21 protein-coding genes are annotated in these 25844 nt (G+C 68.2%); 11 read left to right on the forward strand and 10 right to left on the reverse strand.

What is annotated here, in order from left to right; genetic code table 11:
• Nucleotides 1-154: 154 nt before the first annotated feature.
• Complete coding sequence (gene hrpB, locus J7J50_RS03270; protein WP_215055169.1) at nucleotides 155-2701, reverse strand: ATP-dependent helicase HrpB; 2547 nt, start codon at nucleotides 2699-2701, stop codon at nucleotides 155-157.
• 142 nt (nucleotides 2702-2843) lie between these two features.
• Between hrpB and J7J50_RS03275 the strand changes: the two genes are divergently transcribed.
• Nucleotides 2844-3638, forward strand: coding sequence for a TatD family hydrolase (locus J7J50_RS03275; RefSeq protein WP_215055167.1), 795 nt, complete (start codon nucleotides 2844-2846; stop codon nucleotides 3636-3638).
• Between the two features lie 27 nt (nucleotides 3639-3665).
• On the opposite strand, the gene J7J50_RS03280 is transcribed toward J7J50_RS03275, so the two are convergent.
• Nucleotides 3666-4127 carry a hypothetical protein gene (locus tag J7J50_RS03280; protein ID WP_215055165.1) on the reverse strand — a complete coding sequence of 154 codons (462 nt, stop codon included), beginning with the start codon at nucleotides 4125-4127 and terminating at the stop codon, nucleotides 3666-3668.
• A 326-nt stretch (nucleotides 4128-4453) separates the two neighbouring features.
• On the opposite strand from J7J50_RS03280, the gene J7J50_RS03285 reads away from it, so the two are divergent.
• A complete protein-coding gene (locus J7J50_RS03285) occupies nucleotides 4454-5317 on the forward strand; it encodes a hypothetical protein (RefSeq protein WP_215055163.1) in 864 nt (287 codons plus the stop codon).
• A 69-nt stretch (nucleotides 5318-5386) separates the two neighbouring features.
• Here J7J50_RS03285 and J7J50_RS03290 read toward each other — a convergent pair whose 3' ends face one another.
• Genes J7J50_RS03290 through J7J50_RS03300 form a run of 3 tightly spaced genes read right to left on the reverse strand, consistent with a single transcriptional unit; the run spans nucleotide 5387 to nucleotide 7691 of the window.
• Nucleotides 5387-5926 carry a hypothetical protein gene (locus J7J50_RS03290; RefSeq protein WP_215055161.1) on the reverse strand — a complete coding sequence of 180 codons (540 nt, stop codon included), beginning with the start codon at nucleotides 5924-5926 and terminating at the stop codon, nucleotides 5387-5389.
• A gap of 14 nt (nucleotides 5927-5940) precedes the next feature.
• Nucleotides 5941-6708 (reverse strand): ABC transporter permease, encoded by a 768-nt coding sequence (locus tag J7J50_RS03295; RefSeq protein WP_215055444.1) that lies wholly within the window; start codon nucleotides 6706-6708, stop codon nucleotides 5941-5943.
• A 47-nt stretch (nucleotides 6709-6755) separates the two neighbouring features.
• A complete protein-coding gene (locus J7J50_RS03300; RefSeq protein WP_343222426.1) occupies nucleotides 6756-7691 on the reverse strand; it encodes an ABC transporter ATP-binding protein in 936 nt (311 codons plus the stop codon).
• Nucleotides 7692-8048: 357 nt separating this feature from the next.
• Here J7J50_RS03300 and J7J50_RS03305 point away from each other — a divergent pair, with 357 nt between their 5' ends.
• The 4 genes from J7J50_RS03305 (at nucleotide 8049) to J7J50_RS03320 (ending at nucleotide 12639) form a co-directional block, all read left to right on the forward strand.
• Nucleotides 8049-8795 carry a ferredoxin--NADP reductase gene (locus J7J50_RS03305; protein WP_215055157.1) on the forward strand — a complete coding sequence of 249 codons (747 nt, stop codon included), beginning with the start codon at nucleotides 8049-8051 and terminating at the stop codon, nucleotides 8793-8795.
• A gap of 250 nt (nucleotides 8796-9045) precedes the next feature.
• Nucleotides 9046-10602, forward strand: a complete 1557-nt coding sequence (locus J7J50_RS03310; RefSeq protein ID WP_215055155.1) for an alpha/beta hydrolase — start codon at nucleotides 9046-9048, stop codon at nucleotides 10600-10602.
• 106 nt (nucleotides 10603-10708) lie between these two features.
• Nucleotides 10709-11455 (forward strand): ATP-binding cassette domain-containing protein, encoded by a 747-nt coding sequence (locus J7J50_RS03315; protein ID WP_215055153.1) that lies wholly within the window; start codon nucleotides 10709-10711, stop codon nucleotides 11453-11455.
• On the forward strand, nucleotides 11452-12639 hold the full coding sequence (locus tag J7J50_RS03320) for an ABC transporter permease (RefSeq protein WP_215055151.1): 1188 nt from the start codon (nucleotides 11452-11454) through the stop codon (nucleotides 12637-12639). Before J7J50_RS03315 ends, J7J50_RS03320 begins: the two co-directional genes overlap by 4 nt.
• A 108-nt stretch (nucleotides 12640-12747) precedes the next feature.
• On the opposite strand, the gene J7J50_RS03325 is transcribed toward J7J50_RS03320, so the two are convergent.
• Entirely contained in the window at nucleotides 12748-13782 is a 1035-nt protein-coding gene (locus J7J50_RS03325) for an energy transducer TonB (protein WP_215055148.1), read from the reverse strand.
• Nucleotides 13783-14244: 462 nt separating this feature from the next.
• Here J7J50_RS03325 and J7J50_RS03330 point away from each other — a divergent pair, with 462 nt between their 5' ends.
• Both J7J50_RS03330 and J7J50_RS03335 read left to right on the forward strand, forming a co-directional pair.
• A complete protein-coding gene (locus tag J7J50_RS03330) occupies nucleotides 14245-15309 on the forward strand; it encodes an SPFH and helix-turn-helix domain-containing protein (protein WP_215055146.1) in 1065 nt (354 codons plus the stop codon).
• Nucleotides 15309-16418, forward strand: coding sequence for a hypothetical protein (locus J7J50_RS03335; RefSeq protein WP_215055144.1), 1110 nt, complete (start codon nucleotides 15309-15311; stop codon nucleotides 16416-16418). The genes J7J50_RS03330 and J7J50_RS03335 overlap by 1 nt, the downstream gene beginning before the upstream one ends.
• 377 nt (nucleotides 16419-16795) lie before the next feature.
• Here J7J50_RS03335 and mnmE read toward each other — a convergent pair whose 3' ends face one another.
• The 4 genes from mnmE to rpmH form a co-directional block, all read right to left on the reverse strand.
• Nucleotides 16796-18163, reverse strand: a complete 1368-nt coding sequence (gene mnmE / locus J7J50_RS03340) for a tRNA uridine-5-carboxymethylaminomethyl(34) synthesis GTPase MnmE (protein ID WP_215055142.1) — start codon at nucleotides 18161-18163, stop codon at nucleotides 16796-16798.
• 300 nt (nucleotides 18164-18463) lie between these two features.
• A complete protein-coding gene (yidC, locus tag J7J50_RS03345; protein ID WP_215055139.1) occupies nucleotides 18464-20194 on the reverse strand; it encodes a membrane protein insertase YidC in 1731 nt (576 codons plus the stop codon).
• A gap of 15 nt (nucleotides 20195-20209) precedes the next feature.
• Nucleotides 20210-20644, reverse strand: a complete 435-nt coding sequence (rnpA, locus tag J7J50_RS03350) for a ribonuclease P protein component (RefSeq protein WP_215055137.1) — start codon at nucleotides 20642-20644, stop codon at nucleotides 20210-20212.
• Between the two features lie 60 nt (nucleotides 20645-20704).
• Nucleotides 20705-20845 (reverse strand): 50S ribosomal protein L34, encoded by a 141-nt coding sequence (gene rpmH, locus J7J50_RS03355; RefSeq protein WP_027083663.1) that lies wholly within the window; start codon nucleotides 20843-20845, stop codon nucleotides 20705-20707.
• Nucleotides 20846-21152: 307 nt separating this feature from the next.
• Here rpmH and dnaA point away from each other — a divergent pair, with 307 nt between their 5' ends.
• The 3 genes from dnaA (at nucleotide 21153) to recF (ending at nucleotide 25667) form a co-directional block, all read left to right on the forward strand.
• Entirely contained in the window at nucleotides 21153-22487 is a 1335-nt protein-coding gene (gene dnaA / locus J7J50_RS03360) for a chromosomal replication initiator protein DnaA (protein WP_215055135.1), read from the forward strand.
• A gap of 680 nt (nucleotides 22488-23167) precedes the next feature.
• Complete coding sequence (gene dnaN / locus J7J50_RS03365) at nucleotides 23168-24268, forward strand: DNA polymerase III subunit beta (protein WP_215055133.1); 1101 nt, start codon at nucleotides 23168-23170, stop codon at nucleotides 24266-24268.
• Between the two features lie 313 nt (nucleotides 24269-24581).
• The gene (gene recF, locus J7J50_RS03370; RefSeq protein ID WP_215055132.1) at nucleotides 24582-25667 is read left to right on the forward strand and encodes a DNA replication/repair protein RecF; all 1086 of its coding nucleotides are present in this window, start codon (nucleotides 24582-24584) and stop codon (nucleotides 25665-25667) included.
• Nucleotides 25668-25844: the final 177 nt, after the last annotated feature.

Below are 25844 nucleotides of genomic sequence, written 5' to 3' on the forward strand. Positions count from 1 at the left end.
ACGGCGCGTAAGCCCGGCTGGGGCCTGAATGCTTTGGAGCGAGGAACGAGTGCTCAGGAGTGAGAAACGAGTAAAAAGCTCGTCGCAAGCACACACGCGTTACGTAGCCGGCTTTCACTCATTTCTCACTCCTACACACTCGTTCCTCGCTTCATCACGTTCCGCGCGGCTTGGCCCGGTGCGTCGCGGTCGCCGTCCACGGATCGTCCGGCCACGGGTGGCGCGGATAACGTCCCTTCATTTCCTTCCTGACTTCAAGATAGCCGCGCTCCCAGAAGCCGCGCAGATCCTGGGTGACCTGCAAGGGCCGGCCGGCCGGCGACAGCAGGTGCAAGGTCAGCGGCACGCGGCCGTCGGCGATGCGCGGCGTGTCGGCCAGGCCGAACAGTTCCTGCAGCTTCACCGCCAGCACCGGCGCCGATGCGCCGACATGCGGGTCGTGGCGTTCTGCTTCGAAGCGGTACTGGATCGCGCGCTCCTGCCCCGACGGCACGGCGATGCGGGTGGGCGCGAGGGTTTCGAGTTTCTGCCGCCAGGTCCAGTCGGCGAGCGAACGCAGCGCCTCGCCGAACGCGGCTTCGTCCAGCGCGTCGAGCCGGGTCTTGCCGCGCAGCGCCGGCTTGAGCCATGCGTCGAGGCCGGCCAACAAGGCCTCGTCGCTCAGATCCGGCAGCGCGTGCTCGCCGCGGGCCAGTTCCGGCATCCACTCGCGCAGGCAACGAATGCGCGCGCGCCACTGCCGCAACGATTCGGTCCACGGCAGCGCATCCAGACCGAGCTGGCGCACCGCATCGACCAGCGCATCGGCGTAGCGGGCCGGATCGGGTTTGGCCAGCGGCCGGCTGTCGAGCACGATGCGATCGAAGCGGCGCTCGCGCACCGCGGCGATGCCGCGCGCGCCGGCGTCCCACAGCACTCGGTCTTCGCTGACGAAGCGCTGCGGGAATTCGCGTTCCAATCGCGCTTCGTCGAGCGGCGCGGCGCGCAGGATGCGGGCGTCGCGCGGGTCGTCGCGCAGTTCCGCGATCACCAGCCACGGCTCGCCGTACACCGCGCTGTCGTCGAACAATTTCGCGCTGCGGCCGTTGGCGAGTTGGTAGCGATACGGGTCGCCGGGATGTTGACGGGCGATGCGATCGGGAAACGCATGCAGCAGCAGATCGCCGAGCGCATGCGCGGGCACGCTCGCGGGCGGATTCGCATCCACGCGCAAACGCCGGCGCCATTGTTTGGCGGCCTGATCGAGCACGGCCAGGGCCGAACGCGAGGCATCGGCGGGCGGGCGCCCGCCGCGGAACGCGGCCAGGGCCTGCCAGCGCGCGGCCAGGGCGTCGCCGCCGCTGCGCAGCGGATCGCGCGCTTCGATCAACGCGGCCAGATCGCAGGCCAGCGCGCGTTCGCGCGCATCGTTCGGCGCCAGCAGCATCGCCGCCAGACGCGGGTGCGTGCCGAGCGCGAGCATGCGTTTGCCGAACGCGGTGATCGTCGCGCCCTGCGCGCCGCTGCCGTCCAGCGCGCCCAGGCGCAGCAGCAGTTCGCGCGCGGCGGCCATCGCTCCGCCCGGCGGTGGATCGACGAAGCGCAGGCCGGCATCGCCCCAGGCGGCGAGTTCCAGCACCAGCCCGGCCAGTTCGACCTGGGCGATTTCAGGCCGGCGCTGCGGCTCCAGCCGTTGCGATTCCGGCCACAACCGGTAGGCCCAACCTTCGGCGACGCGGCCGGCGCGGCCGGCGCGCTGATCGGCCGAGGCCTGGGCGATGGCCACCACGTCGAGACGGGCGAAGCCGCTGTTGGGGTCGTAGCGCGGTTCGCGCGCCAGGCCCGCATCGATGACGACGCGCACGCCCGGCAGGGTCACGCTGGATTCGGCGACGTTGGTCGCCAGCACCACCCGGCGGCGGCCGTCGGGATCGGGCTGCAGCACGCGGCTTTGTTGTTCGACCGGCAATTCGCCGTGCAGGCTCAGCACGTCCACGCCGCGCGCCGCCTCGCTGCCGGCCAGCGCGGCTTCGGCGCGGGCGATTTCGCGTTGACCGGGCAGGAACGCCAGCACGTCGCCGGGATGGCTGGCGAGCGCGTGTTCGACCGCGCGCTTGATCTGGTGTTCGAGTTTTTCTTCGCGCCGCGCCGGGAAGTGCGCAAGCGTCACCGGATAACTGCGGCCCGCGCTGCTCAGGCGCGGCGCATCGAGAAATTGCGCGAGGCGTTCGCCGTCCAGGGTCGCCGACATCACCACGATGCGCAGGTCGTCGCGCAGCGAGGCCTGCACGTCCAGCGCCAATGCCAGGCCCAGGTCGGCGGCGAGGTGGCGTTCGTGGAATTCGTCGAACAGCAGCGCGCCGACCCCGTCCAGGGTCGGATCGTCCTGGATCATCCGGGTCAGGATGCCTTCGGTGACGACCTCGATGCGGGTGCGCGGGCCGACCTTGTTCTCGAAACGGATGCGGTAGCCGACCGTCTCGCCCGCGGTTTCGCCGCGCTGGCGCGCCATGAAGTTGGCGGCGGCGCGCGCGGCGACGCGGCGCGGTTCGAGCACGATGATCTTGCGCCCATCCAGCCACGGCGCATCGAGCAGCGCCGGCGGCACCTGGGTGGTCTTGCCGGCGCCGGGCGGCGCTTCCAGCACCAGCCGCGGGTGGTCGGCGAGGCTGGAGCGGATCTGCGGCAGCAGCGAATCGATCGGGAATTGAGCGGTGGTCACCCGCGCAAGGATACGGACCGGCGGCGGCGACCGAAACGGCGCCGGCGCTGCGGCGCCTTGAACTCCCAAGCCGCAGGCCGCGGCTTGGGCCTCCCGCGTCGAACCTCTACACTGCGCTGCCCGCATCGGCTCCACTCGCCCCATGCCACTGATCGACATCGGCGCCAACCTCACCCACGACAGCTTCGACCCCGACCGCGAGGCGGTGCTGCAGCGCGCGCGCGAGGCCGGCGTGGCGCGCATGGTGATCACCGGCGCCAGCCGCGAGCATTCGCCCAAGGCGCTGGCACTGGCGCGGCAATACCCGGGCGAGTTGTTCGCCACCGCCGGCGTGCATCCGCATCACGCCACCGAATACACCGCCGAGTGCGACGCGGAAATGCGCGAGTTGCTCTCGCACCCGGAAGTGGTCGCGGTCGGCGAATGCGGCCTGGATTACTTCCGCGACTTCTCGCCGCGCCCGGCGCAGCGGCGCGCGTTCGAGATGCAGCTGCAGAGCGCGGTGGACACCGGCAAGCCGCTGTTCCTGCACCAGCGCGATGCGCACGCCGATTTCATGGCGATGATGAAGAACTTCGACGGCAAGCTCGGCGCGGCGGTGGTGCACTGCTTCACCGGCACGCGCGAGGAGTTGTTCGATTACCTCGACCAGGACTGGTACGTCGGCATCACCGGTTGGCTGTGCGACGAACGCCGCGGCCTGCATCTGCGCGAGCTGGTCAAGCACATTCCGGCGCAGCGGCTGATGATCGAGACCGACGCGCCGTACCTGCTGCCGCGCACGGTCAAGCCGGCGCCCTCGCACCGGCGCAACGAGCCGATGTACCTGGCGCACATCGTCGAGGAACTCGCCCGCGATCGCGGCGAGGACGTCGCGGTCACCGCCGCCAACAGCAGCGCGGCGGCGAGCGCGTTCTTCCGCTTGCCGGCGCGCTGAGAGTCGCGCGCCGACCCGGCCCTATGTTCAGTCCAGGGTGAAATTGCCGCAGCCGTACCACAGCGTCGGCCAGGCCTTGTGGTCGGGACCGGCGGTTTTCGCCGCCGGCGTGACGATGATCGCGTAGGTGTAGCGCCCGTATTTGCCGCCGGTATTGCCCTTGTTGTCCTTGCACGCCTCGCCCAGCTTGACCGGCGCGATCTGCACCTTCAGTCCGGTCTTTTGCTGGCCGATCACGCCCACCAGCTTGTACTGGCCCTGCGGCGCGGCGGTCTGATCCAGCGGGCCGTTGAAGGGCTTCTTCGCCTCCGGCACGGTCAGCGCGTAGACCACGTTCGATGCGCTGTCCGTCGTCAGCACCACCTGCCAATCGGTATTGCCTCCGCGGAAGGCTGGCGAGGGAAAGGTGATGGCCTGTGCGAAGGCACAGGGCGCCGCGAGCGCGGCGGCCAGCGCCAGACCGGCGGCGGCAGTAATGGAAACGCGCATGAAAGACTCCTGGAGGGGGCGACGCGGTGCCGCCGGTATCGCTATCAACGCGTGGTCGCGGCATCCGTGAAAGCCGGCCGGCGCGGCCGGCCGGGGCGGGCCGCGAGCGCTTGCGCGCGTCGCGGTTCACCAACCAACGCGGTGCCTGCGCGATAGCGGACAAGGTTGCGTGCGCGGACGTCGCCTCGCTCGCACGCGAGTTCGAGCCAACCCGCGCCGCGTTGATTCGCCGACTGCGCCGCGACGCGTAGCGGCCGAACTCGCTACTCTTCGCGCTCGAACCGGGTCGCAGCCACCCATCGCCCGACACCTTGCCAGGATTCCGCATGCCGACCGCCGTCTCCGAAAACCGATCGCCCGTCTTCGTCCCGATGACCGTCGCCTGGCTGGCGCTGATCCTGTCGGCGGCCTTCGTCCTGATCGGCACGATCACCACGCCCGCCGACGCGCGCGCGACGAGTTCGGTGGCGGCGCAGATCGTGCAGTGGCTGTGCTCGATCGGCCTGTTGTTCGGTTTCGTGCTGGTGCTGGGCTGCGTGCTGGTCGATCGTCGCGGCACGCCACGGCGCGCCTGGTTCGCGGTGCTGGCCGCGCTGGTGCTGATCTTCGGCCTCGGCGTGGCCTGGTCGATGGGCCAGAACCAGGCCTTGGCCGCCTTGCTCAAGGATCGCAGCCGGCAGGAGCTGCTGATCTGGGTGTCGGCGCTCGGGGCGGTCAAGGTGATCGTCATCAACGCGGTGGCGCTGCCGATCGCGTGGCGGCTGGGCGGACGCGGCGACACGCCGGTGACCTGGAGTTCCGGGCAACGCCGGGCGCTCGGCGCGCTGGTCGCGGCGAGCCTGTGCGCCGGCCTGTTGCTGCTGGTGCAGAACGTGGCCGCGGCTTTCACCTCGCTGGGCCAGGGCGAGCAAGGCGCGGGCATGAGCGTGGTCGCGCTCGCCGTCGGCGCGGTGCACGGCCTGTTCGCCCTGGCGCTGCCGATGCGGCGCGGCGCGGGCGCGGTGCCGGCGCTGCTGTCGTCGCTGCTCACGCCGGTGTTGATCGTCGCCGCCTCGCTGCCGGTGGTCACCGCCGGCGAACGCTGGGAGCTGACCGCACGGATCGCGGCGGTGCTGCTGATCCTGTTGTTCGCGCCGATGCTGTCGTGGCTGCTGGTGCGCTGGCTGCACGGACGCGCCGGGCGCGGTTGACCGGCGCGCGGCCGGCAGACGAAAACGGCCCGCGATGCGGGCCGTTCCGGTTTCGCCGCAAGGAAGGGCTCAGTACATGGCGAGGTCGCCGCAGCCCTTGAACGTGTCCATGCCGTCGACGTGCACGCTCACCGACTGCAGGTGCTTGGTGTCGCCGTCGTCGGTGCAGTCCTGGCGGCTGATCTCGATGGTCATCGGCTTGGCGCCGTCCTTGCCGGTCAGCTCGCCGCTGAGCACGATCGGCGTGCCCGGCGCGTCGGCCGGCCGACCGTTGTAGCGCGCGCTGCCGCTGGCTTTCTCGCTGCCGCTGCCCCAGGTCAGATCGACCTTGTGATTCATCTCGCCCGTGGCCTGGATCTCGATGCTCCAGTGTTCGCCGAAGCCCTTGAACGCAGGCACCGGACTGACCTTGCCGACCTGGTCGGCGCCGATCTTGCCCATGGGCCGTTCGCCTGCACCGGCGCCCGCGGTGGGCTCGGGAACCCGAGCGGCGTCGGCCGGCGCGGCGGTGTCGGCCATCGCCGGCTTGGCGCTGTCGGCGACCGGCGGTTTGGAACAAGCGGCGAGAACCGCGACGGCGAGAACCGCGGCGAGAGACATCGGGCGCATGGGCCACTCCTGCTTCAACTGCGTAAACCCACGCCGCGCTTGAGCAGCCACAGCGCCAGCGACGACAGCCCGACCACGAAGGCCAGCATCAGCGTGTAGGCGACCAGCACCGGCACGTCGCTGCTGCCGAGCAGGCCGTAGCGGAACGCGTTGACCATGTAGAAGATCGGGTTGGCGTGAGTGGCGGCTTCGGCCCAGGCCGGCAGCAGCTTGACCGAATAGAACACGCCGCCCAGGTAGGTCAGCGGGGTCAGGATGAAGGTCGGAACGATGGCGACGTCGTCGAACTTCTTCGCGTACACCGCGTTGATGAAGCCGGCCAGCGAGAAGATCGTCGCGCCCAGCAGCACGGTGGTGAAGATCACCAGCGGATGCGGCACCCGCACCTTGGTGAAGAACATCGCGATCAGCAGCACGATCGCGCCGACCATCAGCCCGCGCAGCACCGCGCCGGCCACATAGCCCCACAGGATCACCCAGTTGGGCATCGGGCTGACCAGCAGTTCTTCGACGTGGCGGCCGAACTTGGCGCCGAAGAAGCTCGAGGAGATGTTGCCGTAGCTGTTCTGGATCACGCTCATCATCACCAGGCCGGGGACGATGAACTCCATGTAGGTGTAACCGCCCATGTCGCCGATGCGCGAGCCGATCAGGCCGCCGAAGATCAGGAAGTAGAGCGTCATGGTGATCGCCGGCGGCACCAGGGTCTGGCCCCAGATGCGCAGGATGCGCGCGACTTCGCGCCGCACGATGGTGCCCAGCGCGACCAGGTTGCGGCGCATGGAAGTGGCTTGAATCGCGTCGGCCGGTTGCACCGGAAGCGTCTGGCTCATGCGGCGGTCTCCGTCGTTGCGGGGGTCGGTTCGGACGGCTGGTTGATCATGCGCACGAACAGTTCTTCCAGTCGGTTGGACTTGGTGCGCATCGAGCGCACGCGGATGCCGGCTTCGCCGAGCGCGGCGAATACCCGGTTGAGATCCATCGCACGCGGCATTTCCAGATCCAGGGTGTGGTCGTCGGTGGCCAGGACGGTCGCGCCCTCGATCGCCGGCAGCGTCGCCGGCAGGGTGCCGTCGATGTCGAGCAGGAAGCCCTCCACGTCCAGCATCGCCAGCAGCGCGCGCATCGGGCCCTGCTGGACGATGCGGCCCTGGTCGATGATCGCCAGGTTGCGGCACAGGTTCTCGGCTTCTTCCAGGTAGTGCGTGGTCAGGATGATGGTGGTGCCGGCGGCGTTGATCTCGCGCAGGGTCTTCCACATGCCGCGGCGGATTTCGATGTCCACGCCGGCGGTGGGTTCGTCCAGGATCAGCAGGCGCGGGCGGGTCATCATGGCGCGCGCGATCATCAGCCGGCGCTTCATGCCGCCCGACAGCGTGCGGCTCATCATCGTGGCCTTTTCCCATAGCTGGGCGCGCTTGAGCTCTTCCTCGGCGCGCTGCAGCGCGACCGCGCGCGGCACGCCGTAGAAGCCGGCGTAGTTGACCAGGATGTCGAGCGGCTTCTCGAACATGTTGAAGTTGAGTTCCTGCGGCACCAGGCCGATCAGGCGCATCGCTTCGCTGCGGTGGCGGGTCAGGTCGGTGCCGAAGATCTCCACCGAGCCTTCGCTGAGATTCACCAGCGAGCTGACGATGCCGATCAGGGTGGACTTGCCGGCGCCGTTGGGGCCGAGCAGGGCGAAGAAGTCGCCCGGGGCGACGTTCAGGGACACGCCCTTGAGCGCCTGGACTTTGTTGTCGTAGGTCTTGCGCAGGTCGCGCACACACAAGGCGGGCACCGAAGCGGACGCGGGGGCACCGGGGTGCGCCGTTGCCGAACCGGGTCCCGTGGCGGGGGCCGTTGGCTGGGTCATTGCGGAAGGTTCTCGGATCGCTGGCCGCGGGCCTCGCGGCGAATGGCTTAGTATAGGCGGCCCCGTGGCGGTACTCCGGCCACAGACTGTTGCGAAATCCCGTGTTGCCTCGCCCAGGACGGGCCGAACCTCGCCCTGGACAGGCTTTGCGCCAACCAGGCTTTGCGCAGGCGGTCGCCTCGATCATCGCGACGGGGCCGGCCGGGCCCTTCCCGCGTCCGATCGCGCCGCAAGCCGGCCGGACCGTCCATCGAGAATGCGACCTACATGAAGCAATTCCCGCTCAAGCTCGTCTCGCGCAGGATGCTGGCGCCCAGCGTCGGCCACTACGTGTTTCTGCGCGACGACGGCGAGCCGCTGGACTACATCCCCGGCCAGTTCATCCAGATCCATTTCCAGTACGCCGACGGCACCGCGACCAAGCGCAGCTATTCGCTGGCGACCATCCACGACCACGCGCTGGGCCCGGGCGAGGAAGTGGAGATCGCGGTCAGCTACGTCCCCGGCGGCGCGGCGACGGCCTTGTTCGAAGGCTTGAACGAGGGCGACCCGGTCCTGGCCAGCGGCCCGTTCGGGCGTTTCTGCCTGATGCCGGGCGACGCCAACCAGCGTTACCTGCTGATCGGCACCGGCACCGGCGTCACCCCGTACCGGGCGATGCTGCCGCAATTGCAGGCCCTGATCCGCGAGCGCGGCATCCAGGTGGTGCTGCTGTTCGGCGCGCGCACCCCGGACGAGCTGCTCTACGGCGACGAGTTCCGCGCCTTCGCCGATCGCGAACCCAACTTCCGCTTCGTCCCGTGCTTCTCGCGCGAGCTGCCCGAGCAGCCGCATGCCGATGTGCGTCGTGGCTATGTGCAGCAGTTCCTGGACGAGTTCGCGCCGGACGCGAACGGCGACATCGCTTATCTGTGCGGCAATCCGAACATGGTCGATGCCTGTTTCGAGGCGCTCAAGGGCCATGGGCTGGCGGTGCCGCAGATTCGGCGCGAGAAGTACGTTTCGTCTAAGTAAGGCTGAGAGCGAATCCCCCCTTCCCCCTCTACAAAGGGGGGAACAGCAAAAGCTGGGGACGCCGATCAGGCGACGCCGCGTTAACCGTTGCCCCCTTTGTAGAGGGGCACGCGCCTGCACATCCCTCATCCCGGGCCGTAGCCCACCGCGCGGGGGATTCGCTTCACCCACGGCGAGCAGTCACATTCTTCCCGAAGCCCCCGTCTGTCATCCTTGAAGGCGCACCCGCCTTGGGGAAGAGACTCGGACCATGCATCGATTCGGATACGCACAGCGGCCGCGCTACGCGGCCTTGGGATTGGCCGCGGCGTTCGCGGTACTGGCTTTGGCCGGTTGCAATAACGGCGGCACGCAGGCCGCGGCGAGCGCTACCGCCGGCAAGACGGCGGCGGTGAAGCGCCACTACGGCCGCATCGTGTTCGACCCGTGCACGCTGTCTTCGGCCTACGCCGCCGGCACCATCGCCGCCCAGTGCGCGACCTTCAAGGTTCCGGAAAACCACGCCGCGCCGAACGGGCGCGCGATCGACCTGCACATCGCCTGGCTGCCGCCCACCGACGAAAGCGCGGTCGACGACGATCCGGTGTTCTTCCTCGCCGGCGGCCCCGGCCAGGCCGCGACCGAATCGTGGCCGCTGGTCGATGGCGCCTTCCGCGAAGTGCGCAAGCACCGCAGCATCGTCCTGGTCGATCAGCGCGGCACCGGCCGGTCCACGCCGCTGACCTGCCGCGACGCGGCCGGCGACAGCGACGGCGGCCAGAGCGAGCAGGCCATGCTCGACAACTCGGTCGCCGCGGTCGAACGCTGCGCCAAGTCGCTGAAGGTCGATGCGCGCTACTTCACCACCACCGACGCCATCGCCGACCTCGACCGCGTGCGCACGGCGATCGGCGCGGCCAAGATCGACCTAGTCGGCGTCTCCTACGGCACCCGCGTCGCCCAGCAGTACGCCGGCCGCTACCCGCAGCACACCCGCGCGGTCGTGCTCGATGGCGTGGCGCCGAACGAACTGGTGCTCGGCAGCGAGCACGCGCGCAATCTGGATTCGGCGCTGGCCGCGCAGTTCAAGCTGTGCCAACAGACCCCGGCCTGCCGCGCGCGCTTCGGCGGCGAGCCGCGCGAACAGCTGCGCCGGCTGATGGCGCGCCTGCAGGCCGCGCCGGTCGAGGTCGATTACCGCGATCCCAGCACCGGCGAACAACTGCGCGAGAAGGTCAGCGCCGGCCACGTGGCGATGCTCACGCGCATGTTCTCCTACGCGCCGGAAGCGGCCTCGCTGCTGCCGCTGATGCTCAACGAAGCCGACCAGGGCCGCTACGCGCCGCTGATGTCGCTGTCGAAGATGCTCGGCAACCAGCTCAGCGAAGAGCTCAACTACGGCATGCAGTTGTCGGTGACCTGCGCCGAGGACGCGGACCTGTTCGTCGCCGATCCGGCCGACGCCGACACCGTGCTCGGCGACGCGATGACCAAGACCCTGCAGGCGCAGTGCAAGGTCTGGCCGACCGGCCAGCGGCCGAAGAATTTCCACGCGCCGTTCGCCTCGCCGCTGCCGGTGCTGCTGCTGTCGGGCGAACTCGATCCGGTCACCCCGCCGCGCTACGGCGAGCAAGTGCTCAAGCACCTGCCCAACGGCCGCCACCTGATCCTGCGCGGCCAGGGCCACGGCGCCCTGCGCATCGGCTGTACGCCCAAGCTGCTGGGCCAGTTCATCGAAACCGCCAACGCCAAGCAGCTCGACGCGCGCTGCCTGGACGCGCTGGGCTACGTGCCGCCGTTCGTTTCGTTCAATGGGTGGGAACCGTAGGAGCCGGGAATCGGGAATGGGGAATAGGGAATCGCAGAAGCCCGCCTCCGTCCCGACCTGCCGCTCTCACGATTCCCGATTCCCGATTCCCCATTCCCGGATTCTTATGATCACCGCCCACGATCTGCATAAATCCTTCAAGACCAAGACCGGCCTGGTGCAGGCCGTGCAAGGGGTCGATTTCGAAGCCCGCGACGGCGAGATCACCGGCTTGCTCGGGCCCAACGGCGCCGGCAAGACCACCACGCTGCGCATGCTCTACACGCTGATGCAGCCCGATCGCGGCGAAGTGCGCGTCGATGGCATGGACGCGGCCAAGCAGGCGGCCGCGGTGCGGCGCGCGCTGGGCGTGCTGCCCGATGCGCGCGGCGTCTACAAGCGCCTGACCGCGCGCGAGAACATCGCCTACTTCGGCGAGTTGCACGGCATGGGCCGCGCCCAGATCGAGCAGCGCACCCGCGCGCTGTCGCAGGCGCTGGACATGGACGACATCCTCGACCGCCAGACCGAGGGTTTCTCGCAAGGCCAACGCACCAAGACCGCGATCGCGCGCGCGCTGGTGCACGATCCGCGCAACGTGATCCTGGACGAACCCACCAACGGCCTGGACGTGATGACCACGCGGGCGATGCGCGGGTTCCTGCGCGGCCTGCGCGAGGAAGGACGCTGCGTGATCTTCTCCAGCCACATCATGCAAGAGGTGGCCGCGCTGTGCGATCGCATCGTGATCATCGCCAAGGGCCAGGTGGTCGCCGCCGGTACCGCCGATGAGCTGCGCGCGCACACCGGCGAAGACAATCTGGAAGACGCCTTCGTCAAGGCGATCGGCAGCGACGAGGGACTGCACGCATGAAGACCGGTACTTTCGCCGCCATGTGGTCGGTGATCCGCAAGGAACTGCGCGACATCTCGCGCGACCGCCGCACCCTGGCCATCACCCTGCTGATGGGCCCGCTGCTGTATCCGCTGCTGATGCTGGGCATGGGCTCGCTGGCCGAGAACCGCGCCCGCACCCAGCTCGACACCGCGCTGCGGGTGCCGGTGCGCGGCGCCGAGCACGCGCCGAACCTGATCAAGTTCCTGGCCACGCAGAACATCGTCGCGATTCCCGCGCCCGCCGATCTGGACGCGGCGATCCAGAGCCAGGACAGCGACGTCGGCCTGATCATCAGCAAGGACTACGCCCGCGATTGGAAGGACGGCCAGCCGGCGCTGGTGGAAATCGTCCAGGACAGCACCCGCCGCGACGCCGAAATCCCCAGCCGGCGCGTGCGCGCGGCGCTGGAGGGCTACAGCCGCCAGGTCGGCGCGCTGCGGCTGCTGGCGCGCGGGATCTCGGCCAACATCGTCCAGCCGGTCAACGTCGGCGATCGCGATGTCGCCACGCCCGAGGCCAAGCGCGGCCTGGTGCTGTCGGCGCTGCTGCCGTATCTGTTGATCATGACCTCCTTCATCGGCGGCGCGTACCTGATCATCGACGCCACCGCCGGCGAGCGCGAACGCCAGTCGCTGGAGCCGCTGCTGGCCACGCCGGCGCCGCGCGGGGCGATCGTCAGCGGCAAGATCGCCGCGGCCTGCATCCTGGGGCTGTTCTCGCTGCTGCTGACCCTGCTGGCATTCAAGCTCAGCGCGCAGATGACCAGCGGCATCGGCCGCATGCTCGACGTCGGCCTGCCGGCGATCGGCAAGATGCTGCTGATCCTGATGCCGATGTCGTTCATCGGCACCGCCCTGCTGACCTACCTGTCGGCCGCGGCCAAGAGCCTGAAGGAAGCGCAGAGCCACATCACCTGGCTGATGCTGATGCCGCTGATCCCGACCTTCGTGTTGATGGTCAATCCGCTCAAGACCCAGCTGTGGCAGTTCACGGTGCCGTTCCTGGCGCAGAACCAGTTGCTGCTGAAGGTGATCCGCGGCGAAGCGATCTCCGGCCAGACCTGGGCGGTGTACCTGGCCACCGCGTTCGGGCTGGCGGCGCTGCTGTGGTTCGCGGCGGTGCGGCGTTATCACAACGAGCAGCTGGCGATTTCCGGCTGAGGCTGGCGATGGGCGGCCGTCGCGGTGTCGCGACGGCCGCGGCGGCGGACAAAAAAAGCCCGGCTTGCGCCGGGCTTTCGTTTTGCCGATGGGTTCGAACCGCGGCGATCAGCCGCCCGGGTTGAAGCCGATCGTGCGGCGCGTGGTGACCGGTCCGGGGACCGGCTGGAAGCGCCACTTGCGCACCGCGTTGACCGCTTCGCGATCGAACACCCGCGCCGGGTTGGAACGCACAACGCGCGCGGCCGTGACCGAGCCGTCGGTGCCGACGGTGAACTCGACCTGGACCTCGCCGGAGGTGCCGGCGCGCAAGGCTTCCGGCGGATACCGCGGGGCCGGCGTCGACACCGCGCGCAGATCGCTCGGCGACGCCGTCGCGGCGGCGGCCGGTGCGGGACGCTCGGGCGCGGCGGCCGGTTCGGCGGCGGTGCGTTGTTCGGCGGCGCGTTGCTCGGCGGCTTTCTGCTCCGCTGCGCGCTGGGTCGCGGCCTGGCGCTCGGCGGCCTGCTGGGTCGCCAGTTGCTGCGCGGCCTGCTGCTGCTGTTGCTTCTGCTGGTCCAGACGGGTCTTTTCCAGTTCCGCCTGCTTCTTGACCTGTTCCTCGGCGGTGAGCTTTTCCTGCTCGGCGCGCTTGGCCACCCCGTCCTGGGCGGCAGTGATGCTGGCCTTCAGACGGGCCAGCGCCGGATGCTGGGCGTCGGCGCGTTCGATCAGCGCGGCCAGGCGCTGGGCTTCGACGAAGTCCTCGCGGCCCACGCTCTGTTCGGTCGCGATGACCGTCATCGGCAGCAGGTCGGTCAGCGCGCTGGACGCCACCGCATCGGCCGGCGCTTTTTCGCGCAGGGCCAGGTAGTACTCGACGGCGTTGTCCTCGGCCGGCGCGTAGAGACGGTTTTCCACATACGCCTTGCGCGCGGCTTCGCGCAATTGGTCCACCGTCAGGGCCGAAACCTTGGCCGAAACGGCGTTCTGCGCGGTCACCGCGGGTGCGGTGGCGGCGGGCGCGGGCGTCGCGTCCGTGGCGGGCGCGGCGTCTTCTTTTTTCCCGCAGGCGGCCAGCGCGCATCCGAGCGCGAGCACGACGGAAACCTGCTTTACAACGCACAGCCGGCTGCTACGCCGGTCATAGTTAGCGACGATCATTGGTAAAAGCTCCCCTGAAGTACGCGAGACCCGTCCGATACGGGGCCGGGCGCACGTCCGATAGGACGCGCTAGCGGGCCGCGTTTGTCAAGCATTCAGGTTGCGGTGGTCCCCGGGATGGGCGTCAGGTGCCGAGTGTGCCACCCATCGCGCCGCCGACCGATACCGGGTGTGTCGGTTTGCGCCGCAACGCGCGACCGCCGCCACAGTTCGCAGCCGCGCCCGAGCGGCGCGCCCGGCACGTCCCGAACCCCTGTCGCAGTTGTGAAACGCGGCCGCGCCGGCCCCGGCGGCGGACGGCGCGGCCGGGTGCGCGACCCCGGCCCGGGCCGGTTCCATCCGTCCCGTGCGCGCGGCCGCCGGCCTCGCCGCGGCGAGGCGATCGCCGCCGCCGCCGATGCCCGGGCCGCCATCGGCGTGCTCTAGAATCGCCGCACCACAGGCAGGAAGCGGGAGCGGGTCATGAGCATTCTGGGTTTCATCAAGGGCGAGCTGCTGGAGATCATCGAGTGGACCGATGACTCGCGCGACACGCTGTCGTTCCGCTACCCGGACGACGACAAGGAGATCAAGAACGGCGCCCAGCTGATCGTGCGCGAGTCGCAGCAGGTGCAGTTCGTCGCCGCCGGCCAGTACGCGGACCTGTTCAATCCCGGCAAGCACACGCTCAAGACCGAGAACATCCCGATCCTGTCCACCCTCCTGGGCTGGAAGTACGGCTTCAACTCGCCGTTCAAATGCGATGTCTATTTCCTCAACACGCGTTTGTTCACCGGCAACAAGTGGGGCACCTCCAACCCGGTGATGATGCGCGACGCCGATTTCGGCGTGGTCCGCCTGCGCGCCTTCGGCACCTACGATTTCCGCATCGTCGATGCGCCCAAATTCCTGCGCGAAGTCGCCGGCACCGACCAGAATTTCCGTCTCGACGAATTCGCCGACACCATGCGTTCGCGCATCGTCAGCGTGTTCACCGACGCGCTCGCCACCGCCAAGGTGCCGGCGCTCGACGTCGCTTCGCGCTACGGCGAACTCGGCGACGCGCTGCTGCCGATCATCAACCCGGCGATGACCTCCAAGTACGGCATCGAGATCACCAGCTTCGTGCTGGAAAACGTCTCGGTGCCGCCGGAAGTCGAGAAGGCCATCGACGCGCGTTCCAGCATGGGCGCGGTCGGCAACCTCAACGACTACGTCAAGTTCCAGATGGGCACCTCGATGGCCAACGGCAGCGACGGCGGCGCGGCCGGCGGCGCGGCGCAGATGGCGATCGGCTTCGGCATGGCCCAGGAAATGATGCGCAGCATGCAGAACACCGCCGCCGCCGCGCCCGCGGCGGGCGGCGCCGCCACGGCTGCGGCCGCCGGTGCGCTGGACGTGCTGACGCCCGAGCAGGCGGCCGCCACGCTGGGCGTGTCGGTCGAAGACGTGATGGCCGCGATCGCCTCGGGCGATCTGAAGGCGCGCAAGATCGGCAACGCCACCCGCATCGCCAAGGCCGCGCTCGAAGAATTCCTGCGCGGCTGATGGACAGCGCCAGCGTCGGAAAACATCCCTGCCCGGAGTGCGGCGGGGATCTGCAATGGAATGCGGCCAAGCAGTCGCTGGCCTGTCCCTATTGCGGCACCATCGTGCCCTGGTCGCCCGCGCAGGAAGCGCAGGGCGAGCAGGTGGCCGAGCTGGATCTGGTCAAGGCCCTGGCCGAGCATCCGGCCGATCAGCGCGGCTACGGCGACGATGCCCAGCGCCGCGAAGTGCAGTGCCGAAGCTGCAAGGCGATCTCGGTGTTCGTCGATGGCAAGGTCGCCGATCGCTGCGAATTCTGCGGCTCGCCGTCGATCATCGACCACCAGTCGCTCGGCGACGCGGTCACGCCGCAAAGCCTGCTGCCGTTCAAGATCAGCGACGGCCAGGTGCGCGATTCCATCCGCAAGTGGTACGGCACGCGCTGGTTCGCGCCGAACCGGCTCAAGAGCGCGGCGTTGACCGACACGCTCAAGGGCATCTACCTGCCGTACTGGACGTTCGACGCCCACGTCGCGGCCAGCTGGACCGCCGAGGCCGGATATCACTACTACGAGAGCGAGAGCTACAGCGAGAACGGCGAGCGCAAGACCCGTCAGGTGCAGCGCACGCGCTGGGAAGACGCCTCGGGTTCGCTGCAGCATTTCTTCGACGACGAATTGGTGCCCGGCACGGTCGGCGTGCACCAGGATTTATTGCGGCAGATCGGTACGTTTCCGACCACCACCGACTTGAAGGCGTATTCGCCCGAATTCGTGCGCGGTTGGCTGGTGGAGCGGTATCAGGTCGATCTGCGCCAGGCCGCGCAGCGCGGCGAAGCGTCGATGCAGGAGCAGACCCGCGCCTTGTGTTCGGCCGACGTCCCGGGCGATACGCAGCGCAATCTGCAGGTGCAGGCGAGCTTTCGCGGCCGCACCTTCAAGCACATCCTGGTGCCGGTGTGGCTGGTCAGCTACACCTACGGCTCGCGCAGTTTCCAGGTGTTGGCCAACGGCTATACGGGGCAGATCGCGGGTGAGCGGCCTTACAGCTGGGTGAAGATTTTCTTCGCTTCGTTGGCGGCGTTGATCGTGGCGATGGTGTTGCTTGTGGTGTTTGGCGGCAATCGCTGAGTTCGGTTGCGCGAGATCGCGCCTGGTTCTTCCTGTTGAACGATTCGGCCGGCTTTGTCGGCCGATTGTTTCTACGTGTCTGGGCGGTAGGTCGGCGGACTCATTGAGCATCCACTGAGATATCGAGTGCGGCAATAGCGATGGTGGCTGCTGTTGTAGTTGTAGTTGCTGCTGTTGCCGGGCGCGGCTTGTAACTCGCGAGACCAGGGACACCCGGACTGAGCCCGCGGCATTTCGCGCGGCTGTTCCTGTCTTGAAGTCGGGATCACGCCGGCGGCGTGGGTCGAACTGGCACGCATCGACCACGCGCGCGAATTACTGGAATCCAGCGCCGCCGCGCCCAAGCAGGTCGCGGCGCCGTGCGGCCGCCGCCCGGCTTATTTGCCGATGCAGAAGCTCGAAAAGATATGCCCGAGCAGATCGTCCGCGCGCACGCGGCCGGTGATTTCGCCCAGGGCTTCATGCGCCTGGCGCAAGGCTTCGGCGGCGAGGTCGAGCATTTCGTGATCGAGCTGGGCGCGCGCGTCGTCGAGTTCCTCGCGCGCGCGCAGCAGCGCATCGACGTGTCGCGAGCGCGCGGTGAACGCGCCTTCGGCCGCGTCCGCCGCATCGCCTTGCGCCAGCGCGCGCAGACGCGCATGCAACGCGTCCAGGCCGGCGCCGGTCTGGGCGGACACGAATACGCGGTTCTCGCCGCCGATATCGGCCGGGCCCGGCGAGTCGTAGTCGGATTCGAGCAGATCGATCTTGTTGTAGACGAACAAGCGCGCCGGCACGTCGATGATCGCGTCCGACACCGAGGCCAACCCGATGTGCGGGTCGCGCGCATCGATGACCACGATCGCCAAGTCGGCGCGGGTCAGCTCGCCGCGCGCGCGGCGCATGCCTTCGCGTTCGATCGCATCGCCGCCGTCGCGCAGGCCGGCGGTATCGACCAGGGTCAGTTCGACGCCGTCCAGGCGCACGGTCTCGTGCAGCAGATCGCGGGTGGTGCCGGCGATGTCGGTGACGATGGCGCGCTCGCTGCCGGCCAGCGCGTTGAGCAGCGAACTCTTGCCGGCGTTGGGCGGACCGACGATCACCGCATGCAATCCGTCGCGCAGGCGGCGGCCGCGTTCGGCGGCGGCGAGCAGATCGTCGAGCGAGGTCGAGGCTGCAGTGAAGCGCGTGCGCAACGCAGCGCCGCCGAGGGTGTCGAGCGGTTCGTCGGCGAAATCGATCGCCGCTTCGACGTGCACGCGGATGGCGAGCAGATCGGCGGCGAGGGCTTCGACGCGGCGCGAGAATTCGCCGTCGAGGGCGCGCCGCGCCGCGCGGGCGGCGCGCGCATCGCCGGCGGCGATCAGGTCGGCGACGGCTTCGGCCTGGGCCAGATCGAGGCGGCCTTCGAGAAAGGCGCGTTCGCTGAATTCGCCCGGTCGCGCCCGCCGCGCGCCCAGGGCGCACACGCGCGCGAGCAGTTCTTCGAGCAGCGCCGGGCCGCCGTGGGTCTGCAGCTCGACCACGTCCTCGCCGGTGTAACTGGCCGGCGCGGCGAAGTAGAGCGCGATGCCGTCGTCGATGGTCTCGCCGGCCTCATCGCGGAAGCGCACGTAGTGGGCGTGGCGCGGCCGCAGTTCGCGCGCGGCGATGGTCTGCGCGATCTCGCGCGATCGCGAACCGGACAAACGCACGATGCCGACGCCGCCCGCGCCCGGCGCGGTGGCGATGGCGGCGATGGTGTCGCGGGCGGCGGGCGGGGTCATGGGGAGGATCATAAATCCGGGGGTGGCGAAGGAGATGTATTTCGGGGACGAACGACAGCCGGGGAGTATCCGACGACCTGTTTTTGCTCGTCATTCCCGCGAAGGCGGGAATCCAGTGCCTTTCGTGCGAGAACGCTTGAAGTCGCTGGATTCCCGCCTTCGCGGGAATGACGAGCAAAAGCGGGCTCGGCGCGACCTAACCTGCGTAAGCCGCGAACGCCACGCGTCGCCCCATCCTAAAAACACGAAGCCCGCCTTGCGGCGGGCTTCGTAAGCGAATCGAATCAATCGACCCGGATCTCAGTCCTTATCCTTATCCTTTCCCGCCGTCGCCGGCGCCTCGGCATAGCGCTTGGTGGTCGCCCACTGCTGCAGCAGGCCCAGGCCGCCGTTGGCGACTTGGTACAACACCAGGCCGGCCGGCAGGAACGCCAGGATCACGCCGAATATCAGCGGCATGAACTGCATCATCTTGGCCTGCGCCGGGTCCATGCCGGTCATCGGCGTGAGCTTCTGCGTGGTCCACATGATCGCGATGTTCATCAGCGGCAGCACGAAGAACGGATCGCGCGAGGTCAGGTCGTGGATCCACAGCATCCACGGCGCATGACGCAGTTCCACCGACTCGGCCAGCATCCAGTACAAGGTCATGAAGATGATCATCTGCGGCAGCAGCGGCAGACAGCCGCCGACCGGGTTGATCTTCTCCTTCTTGTACAGCTCCATCAGCGCCATCTGGAACTTCTGCTTGTCCTCGCCGTAGCGCTCCTTGAGCTGAGCCACGCGCGGCTGGAACTTGCGCATCTTCGCCGCCGACTTGTACTGCGCGGCCGACAGCGGATACAGCGCCAGCTTCAGCATCACCACCAGGCCGACGATCGCCCAGCCCCAGTTGCCGAACAGGTTGTGCAGTTTCTCCAGCAGCCAGAACAGGCCGTTGGCCAGGGTCGCGAAGATGCTGTAGCTGCTGAAATCGACGGCGCGGTCCAGGCCGGGCACGTTCTGCGCTTCGATCGCCTTGACCAGCTTCGGGCCGACCCACAGGCGCGCTTCGGTCGCGGCCTTCTGACCCGGGGCGACGTTGACGCCGGGGCCGAGGTCGCGGATCAGGTACTGCGGCGCGGCGCCGGCGTTGAGCTGCTCCAGCGAGAACTCGCCGGCGTCCTTGTCGCCCGGAATCCAGGCGGCGAAGAAGTGGTGCTGCAGCATCGCGATCCAGCCGCCGGTGACTTGCTTGTCCAGCTTGCCGTCGTCGGCGAACTTGTCGAACTTGCGCTTCTCGTACTTGTCGGCCGGGCTGTACCACGCCGCGCCCTGGAAGCTGTACTGCTCGGGGCTGAAGGGACCCTTGTGCGCCAGTTCGCGCGGCACGCGGCTGAGCTGGCGATAGACGAAGCCCTGCCACGGCGCGGTGCTGCCGTTGCTGACTTCATCGCGTACTTTGATCGCGTAGTCGCCCTGGCGGAAGGTGTAGGTGCGGGTGATGGTCACGCCGTTGGGGCCGGTCCATACGAACGGCACGGCGATGTCCTTCGCGTCCTTGGCCAGGACCAGGTCGCGCTGCTCGCCGGCATAACGGAAGCCCGACTCATGCGTCGGCGCGGCGTTGCCCTGGCTGACCCAGCCGCTCTGGGCGACGAAATACAAGCTGGAGTCGCTGGCCAGCAGCCGCATCGGCGGGCTGTCGGGCTCGGAGGTCACCGGGTAGCGCAGCAGATCGGCTTCGCTGATCTCGCCGCCGCGCAAGGTCACCTTGAATACGCCGGTGGTGACGGTGACGGCCGGTTCGGCGCCGTTGGCCGCGGCGGTGCTGACGGTGGAAGCGCCGGGGACCGCCGGCGTGGCGGCGGTCGGTGCACCCGGCACGGCGGCCGTGGCGGCGACGCCGGAGGCGACCGGCACGCTGCTGGCCGGCGCGACCGCGCTCGGCGGCGGCGCGGGCGGAGTCGATTTCTCCTTGCCCCACTCCATCCATAGCAAAGTCGCCACCATCAGCCAGGCGAGGATCAGAAAAGCACGGGTCTGGTTCATGGGCAGCAGGCAGGCTCAGCCGGGACCGGGGTCCGGCGTGGGGTCGGAAGGGGAAGCGGCCGGCATTGTGCCGGGCGCCGCAGTTGCGGGCAATGCGAGCGCCGGTCGGGTGCCGCCGCGCTTGAGCAGACTGTGGAAGGCGACGCGGAGTTCCTCGCCGCTGCAGCGCGATGCGCCGGGACGAGCGACCACGACATAGTCGCCACCGGCCAGCTCGGCGCGGACGTGGCGGAAAGCGTCGCGAAGCACACGCTTGATGCGGTTACGGCCGACCGCATGCGGATCGACCTTACGCGAGACCGCAAGGCCCAGGCGCGGCGCGATGGAATCGTCGGCCTGGAAATGCAAAGCAAGCACGGGCAGCGCCACGCGCCGCCCATGCTTGAATATACGGTCGAAATCGGAGCGCGCGCGTACCCGCGCGGTGCGCGGGAAGCGGGTCGAATTCATTGCAGGCGGGCGGCCGCTGGACGCCGGATCGGGAAGATCGCGACAGGCGGCCGGCAACGCTTAGGCGGTCAGGCGCTTGCGGCCCTTGGCGCGACGACGGGCGAGAATCTTGCGGCCGTCGGCGGTCGCCATGCGGGCACGGAAACCGTGGTCGCGCTTGCGCTTGAGGTTGCTGGGCTGGTAGGTGCGCTTCGTGGCCATGATCGGCTCGGCTGTAACTGGCGTAGAGGACCGCGGATTCTACGGGATCGCACAAGTTCGGGTCAACTCTTTGTTTCGCCTGCGCTTTGCGTCCCGCCGCCGGCGCCGCCAAAGCGGCCGCCCCAGCCTGTGCATGAACCTGTGGATTAGTCCTGTTCCGGACCCGGCGGCGATGGTAGTCTGACCGACCCCCCGGCCTCCTTCGTCGCGATGTACGCATCGTGCGTTGGGCCGCTTTCGTCCGTCGCCCGGCCTCACGGCCCCGCCCGGCCGACCGCATCACGCATAAAGAAGACTCACAGCACAGATGGAAGCCTGGCCCCGCTGCCTTGAACGCCTCGAAGCCGAATTCCCGGTCGAGGACGTCCACACCTGGTTGAAACCGCTGCAGGCGACGCAGCGCGACACCAAGACCGTGCTCTACGCGCCGAACGCGTTCGTGGTCGAACACGTGCGCGAACGTTACCTGGGCCGGATCCGCGAACTGTTGTCGTATTTCGCCGGCAGCGACGACGTCAGCCTGGAAATCGGCTCGCTGCCGCGGATCGCGCCGCTGCCCGTGCGCGAGGCGGACATCGCCGTGAGCGCGCCGCGCCCGGTGGCGCCGCCGGAGCCCTTCCAGGGCAATCTGGACAATCACTACACCTTCGACAACTTCGTCGAAGGCCGCAGCAACCAGCTCGGCCGCGCCGCGGCCTGGCAGGCGGCGCAGAAACCCGGCGAACGCGCGCACAACCCGCTGCTGTTGTACGGGGGAACGGGCCTGGGCAAGACCCATCTGATGTTCGCCGCCGGCAACGCCATGCGCGAGGCCAATCCGGCCATGCGGGTGATGTACCTGCGTTCGGAGCAGTTCTTCAGCGCGATGATGAAGGCGCTGCAGGACAAGACGATGGATCAGTTCAAGCGCCAGTTCCAGCGCGTGGACGCGCTGCTGATCGACGACATCCAGTTCTTCGCCGGCAAGGACCGCACCCAGGAAGAGTTCTTCCATACCTTTAATGCGTTGTTCGACGGCAAGCAGCAGATCATCCTGACCTGCGACCGCTATCCGCGCGAGGTCGAGGGCCTGGAGCCGCGCTTGAAGTCGCGCCTGGCCTGGGGCCTGTCGGTGGCGATCGAGCCGCCGGACTTCGAGACCCGCGCCCAGATCGTGATTTCCAAGGCCAAGGAACGCGGCGCCGCGGTGCCGGAGGAAGTCGCCTTCCTGCTGGCCAAGAAGATGCGCAGCAACGTGCGCGACCTGGAAGGCGCGCTCAACACCCTGACCGCGCGGGCCAACTTCACCGGCCGCGCCATCACCGTCGAGTTCGCGCAGGAAACCCTGCGCGACCTGTTGCGGGCGCAGCAGCACGCGATCGGCATCCCCAACATCCAGAAGACCGTGGCAGACTACTACGGCCTCCAGATCAAGGACTTGTTGTCGAAGCGGCGTACCCGTTCGCTCGCCCGTCCTCGCCAGGTCGCCATGGCGTTGACCAAGGAGTTGACCGAACACTCGTTGCCGGAAATCGGCGACGCGTTCGCCGGCCGCGACCACACGACTGTTCTGCACGCCTGCCGTCAGATCCGCACGTTGATGGAAACCGACGGCAAGCTGCGGGAAGACTGGGACAAGCTGATTCGTAAACTCAGCGAGTAAGTCGTTCCGACGGCGGCGGCAACGCCTAACCGGAAGCAACGAAAGGTCCGTTGTGTCGTACAAGCCGGGGCGCGGTCGGTCGCACAAGCCGCTGCATCGGTGGAAGGAAACGAAGTGCGCGTCGTGAGGCGGTGTCGCAGGGGCTTCGAACTTGGAGCATCGCGTTCGCCGATCACGCTTCGACGTATAGGCTCGACCGCGCTGCGGCCGCGCTCATCGTCTGAGATCGCAGGACCGCTGCTGCAGGACGGTTGCCGTTACGTCGCAAGTCGTGTCGGGAAGCGTGAGGTGGTGAAGCGCGAAGGTTTAGGCGGAAGGAACGGGAGCGCTGGAGGTTTCGCCAGCACGCACCGCGATTTCAACCGCCGCAGGGGCCGTGTCACCGCGGCGAGACACAAGGTAATTCGTAAACCACTGATGCGAAAGGCATAAGTTGGGGGACGAAAGACGCACAAGCTGTGGACAAGTTAGAGGCCGCCCAGAGGCGCCGAATTTATCCACAGGTTCCACCCGGTCCCCAAGGCCGGTTCTACCCGCTTTTGAAGTACCGAAAAACACTTGGATATCAAAGCGTTACATACGTTTTCCAGCGTTTTTCGCCGCTCCACCTCCACCATGCTTTTGATTTATACATCTCTTTAGTAATTGGGCTTGCGCCCACAGACGGCCAAGGGGTCCGCATGCGTTTCAGTCTGCAACGCGAAGTCTTTCTCAAGCCGTTGGCCCAAGTGGTCAATGTCGTCGAACGCCGGCAGACCTTGCCGGTCCTCGCCAATCTGCTCGTACAGGTCAAGGACGGGCAGCTGTCGCTGACCGGTACCGACCTGGAAGTCGAAATGATTTCCCGGGTGGCGGTCGAGGATGCGAAGGACGGCGAAACCACGATTCCGGCGCGCAAGCTGTTCGAAATCATTCGCGCCCTGCCCGACGGCAGCAAAGTCACGGTCAGCCAGACGGCAGAGAAGATCACCGTCCAGGCCGGTCGCTCGCGCTTCACCCTGGCCAGCCTGCCGGCCAACGACTTCCCGTCGATCGATGAAGTCGAAGCCACCGAGCGCGTGCGCGTGCCGGAAGCGGCGCTGAAGGAACTGATCGAACGCACTGCGTTCGCGATGGCCCAGCAGGACGTGCGCTACTACCTCAACGGTCTGCTGTTCGATCTGCGCGAGACCAGCCTGCGCTGCGTCGCCACCGACGGTCACCGCCTGGCCCTGTGCGAGGCGCCGTTCGAAGGCAACGCCCAGGCCAAGCGCCAGATCATCGTGCCGCGCAAGGGCGTGCAGGAACTGCAGCGCCTGCTCGAAGGCGGCGATCGCGAGGTCGAGCTGGAGATGGGCCGCGGCCACATCCGAATCAAGCGCGACGATGTCACCTTTACCAGCAAGCTCATCGACGGCCGCTTCCCCGATTACGAGGCGGTGATTCCGATCGGCGCCGACAAGGAAGTGCGGATCGAGCGCGAAGTGCTGCGCGCCTCGCTGCAGCGTGCGGCGATTCTGTCGAACGAGAAGTACCGCGGCGTGCGTATCGAAGTCACCCCGGGCCAGCTCAAGATCAGCGCGCACAACCCCGAGCAGGAAGAAGCGCAGGAAGAAGTCGAAGCCGACACCAAGGTCGATGACCTGGCCGTGGGCTTCAACGTCAACTACCTGCTCGACGCCCTGACCGCCCTGCGCGACGAGCATGTGGTCATCGCCCTGCGCGACGCCAACTCGTCGGCGCTGGTGCGCGAGGCCTCGAACGAGCGCTGCCGCCATGTGGTGATGCCGCTGCGGCTCTGATTCGGGCTATCGAGTCAGGTTCCACGTGGAACACGAAGACGCCCGGTTCTGAACCGGGCGTTTTTCGTTGGCGGAACCGAATCGATAGGTGGCGCGGGCCTTGCTGTGGAAGCGTCGCCCTCGATTTACCCCGCTTCCACCACAGGGATTTCTCCGCAAAGTCTGTTCCGGCGCTCTCCTGCCCGGCCCAGTCGCCCGAGCCGTTCGAAGCAACGTTTCGCAGTTCGTTCCGTTTCCGCCGCGGCAGAGGCAACTCCCGCCGGAAACCGGGCCCTGCCCGCCGCCCGCCAACCCAATCTGCGATCATTTCCCCATGCACGTAACCCGCCTGGATGCCCGCGGTCTCCGCCGGTTCGCCGAAGTGAACTTGTTGCCGGCGCCCGGGATCAACCTGATCACGGGCGAGAACGGCGCGGGCAAGACCAGCCTGCTCGAAGCCCTGCACCTGATGGCCTACGGCCGCAGCTTCCGCGGCCGAGTGCGCGACGGTTTGATCCGCTCCGGCGATCCGGCGCTGGAAATCTTCGTCGAATGGCAGGAGACCCGCCGCGAGCAGCGGCGCAAGGCCGGCTTGCGCCATAGCGGCCAGGATTGGGTCGGGCGGTTGGACGGCGAGGCCGTGTCCCAGCTCGGCGAACTCTGCGCCGCCCTGGCCGTGGTCAGTTTCGAGCCCGGCAGCCACGCCCTGATCACCGGCGCCGCGGAAATCCGCCGGCGCTACCTCGATTGGGGCCTGTTCCACGTGGAACATGACTTCACCCCGCTGTGGCGGCGTTACACCCGGGCTCTGAAGCAGCGCAACGCCCTGCTGAAGGCCCGTGCCCGCGACGGCCAGCTGGATGCCTGGGACCGGGAGTTGGCCGAGTCCGGCGAGTCGCTGACCCGGCGTCGCCAGCAGTACCTGGACGAGCTGCAGCCGCGATTCGCCGCCTTGGCCGCCGAACTGGCGCCGTCCCTGGGCGCCGTGCGCCTGGATTACCTGCCGGGCTGGCGCCGCGAGGAGTTTCCGCTGGCCGATGCCCTGCTCCTGGCCCGCGATCGCGATCAGCTGGCCGGTTACACCTCGGTCGGCCCACACCGGGCCGACTGGCGGATCGGCTACGGTGCGATTCCCGGCCGCGAAGCCCTGTCGCGCGGCCAGGCCAAGCTCACCGCGTTGTCGGCCTTGCTGGCCCAGGCGGAACACCACGCGGCGATCCGCGGCGAATGGCCGGTGGTGGCGCTGGACGATCTGGCCTCGGAGCTGGATCGAAATCACCAGCAGCGCGTGCTGGAGCGGCTGCTGGCGTCGAAGGCGCAGGTCTTCATCACCGGGACCGAGGCGCCGCCGGCCCTGGCCGGGATGCAGGTCGAATTGACCAGGTTCCACGTGGAACATGGGCAGTTGGCGGGTGGGTAATCGCAGAAGACGGGTTTTGGACTGCTCGGTAGCGGCGTGGTGTCCGGGCTTCGGTGCCCTGATCAAGCCGGCCAAGCCTCGCGGCGGTGATCGGCCGCAGGCTGACGCGCCGATCCAGGCCTCGCAGCCGCAGCCCCAGCCGCTCCAACCCCCGTTCCAACCCATGTTCCACGTGAA

The sequence above is a fragment of the Lysobacter sp. ISL-50 genome (assembly GCF_018612875.1).
In the GTDB taxonomy this organism is placed as follows: domain Bacteria; phylum Pseudomonadota; class Gammaproteobacteria; order Xanthomonadales; family Xanthomonadaceae; genus Lysobacter.

Excerpts from the sequence above, each read along its gene's own strand:
- J7J50_RS03325 (WP_215055148.1), bottom strand. The coding sequence starts at position 13,782 with ATGATCGTCGCTAACTATGACCGGCGTAGCAGCCGGCTGTGCGTTGTA.
- J7J50_RS03330 (WP_215055146.1), top strand. The coding sequence starts at position 14,245 with ATGAGCATTCTGGGTTTCATCAAGGGCGAGCTGCTGGAGATCATCGAG.
- J7J50_RS03285 (WP_215055163.1), top strand. The coding sequence starts at position 4,454 with ATGCCGACCGCCGTCTCCGAAAACCGATCGCCCGTCTTCGTCCCGATG.
- yidC (WP_215055139.1), bottom strand. The coding sequence starts at position 20,194 with ATGAACCAGACCCGTGCTTTTCTGATCCTCGCCTGGCTGATGGTGGCG.
- rpmH (WP_027083663.1), bottom strand. The coding sequence starts at position 20,845 with ATGGCCACGAAGCGCACCTACCAGCCCAGCAACCTCAAGCGCAAGCGC.
- J7J50_RS03335 (WP_215055144.1), top strand. The coding sequence starts at position 15,309 with ATGGACAGCGCCAGCGTCGGAAAACATCCCTGCCCGGAGTGCGGCGGG.
- recF (WP_215055132.1), top strand. The coding sequence starts at position 24,582 with ATGCACGTAACCCGCCTGGATGCCCGCGGTCTCCGCCGGTTCGCCGAA.
- rnpA (WP_215055137.1), bottom strand. The coding sequence starts at position 20,644 with ATGAATTCGACCCGCTTCCCGCGCACCGCGCGGGTACGCGCGCGCTCC.
- J7J50_RS03310 (WP_215055155.1), top strand. The coding sequence starts at position 9,046 with ATGCATCGATTCGGATACGCACAGCGGCCGCGCTACGCGGCCTTGGGA.
- J7J50_RS03315 (WP_215055153.1), top strand. The coding sequence starts at position 10,709 with ATGATCACCGCCCACGATCTGCATAAATCCTTCAAGACCAAGACCGGC.
- J7J50_RS03290 (WP_215055161.1), bottom strand. The coding sequence starts at position 5,926 with ATGCGCCCGATGTCTCTCGCCGCGGTTCTCGCCGTCGCGGTTCTCGCC.
- J7J50_RS03280 (WP_215055165.1), bottom strand. The coding sequence starts at position 4,127 with ATGCGCGTTTCCATTACTGCCGCCGCCGGTCTGGCGCTGGCCGCCGCG.
- dnaN (WP_215055133.1), top strand. The coding sequence starts at position 23,168 with ATGCGTTTCAGTCTGCAACGCGAAGTCTTTCTCAAGCCGTTGGCCCAA.
- J7J50_RS03305 (WP_215055157.1), top strand. The coding sequence starts at position 8,049 with ATGAAGCAATTCCCGCTCAAGCTCGTCTCGCGCAGGATGCTGGCGCCC.
- dnaA (WP_215055135.1), top strand. The coding sequence starts at position 21,153 with ATGGAAGCCTGGCCCCGCTGCCTTGAACGCCTCGAAGCCGAATTCCCG.
- mnmE (WP_215055142.1), bottom strand. The coding sequence starts at position 18,163 with ATGACCCCGCCCGCCGCCCGCGACACCATCGCCGCCATCGCCACCGCG.
- J7J50_RS03275 (WP_215055167.1), top strand. The coding sequence starts at position 2,844 with ATGCCACTGATCGACATCGGCGCCAACCTCACCCACGACAGCTTCGAC.
- J7J50_RS03295 (WP_215055444.1), bottom strand. The coding sequence starts at position 6,708 with ATGCGCCGCAACCTGGTCGCGCTGGGCACCATCGTGCGGCGCGAAGTC.
- J7J50_RS03320 (WP_215055151.1), top strand. The coding sequence starts at position 11,452 with ATGAAGACCGGTACTTTCGCCGCCATGTGGTCGGTGATCCGCAAGGAA.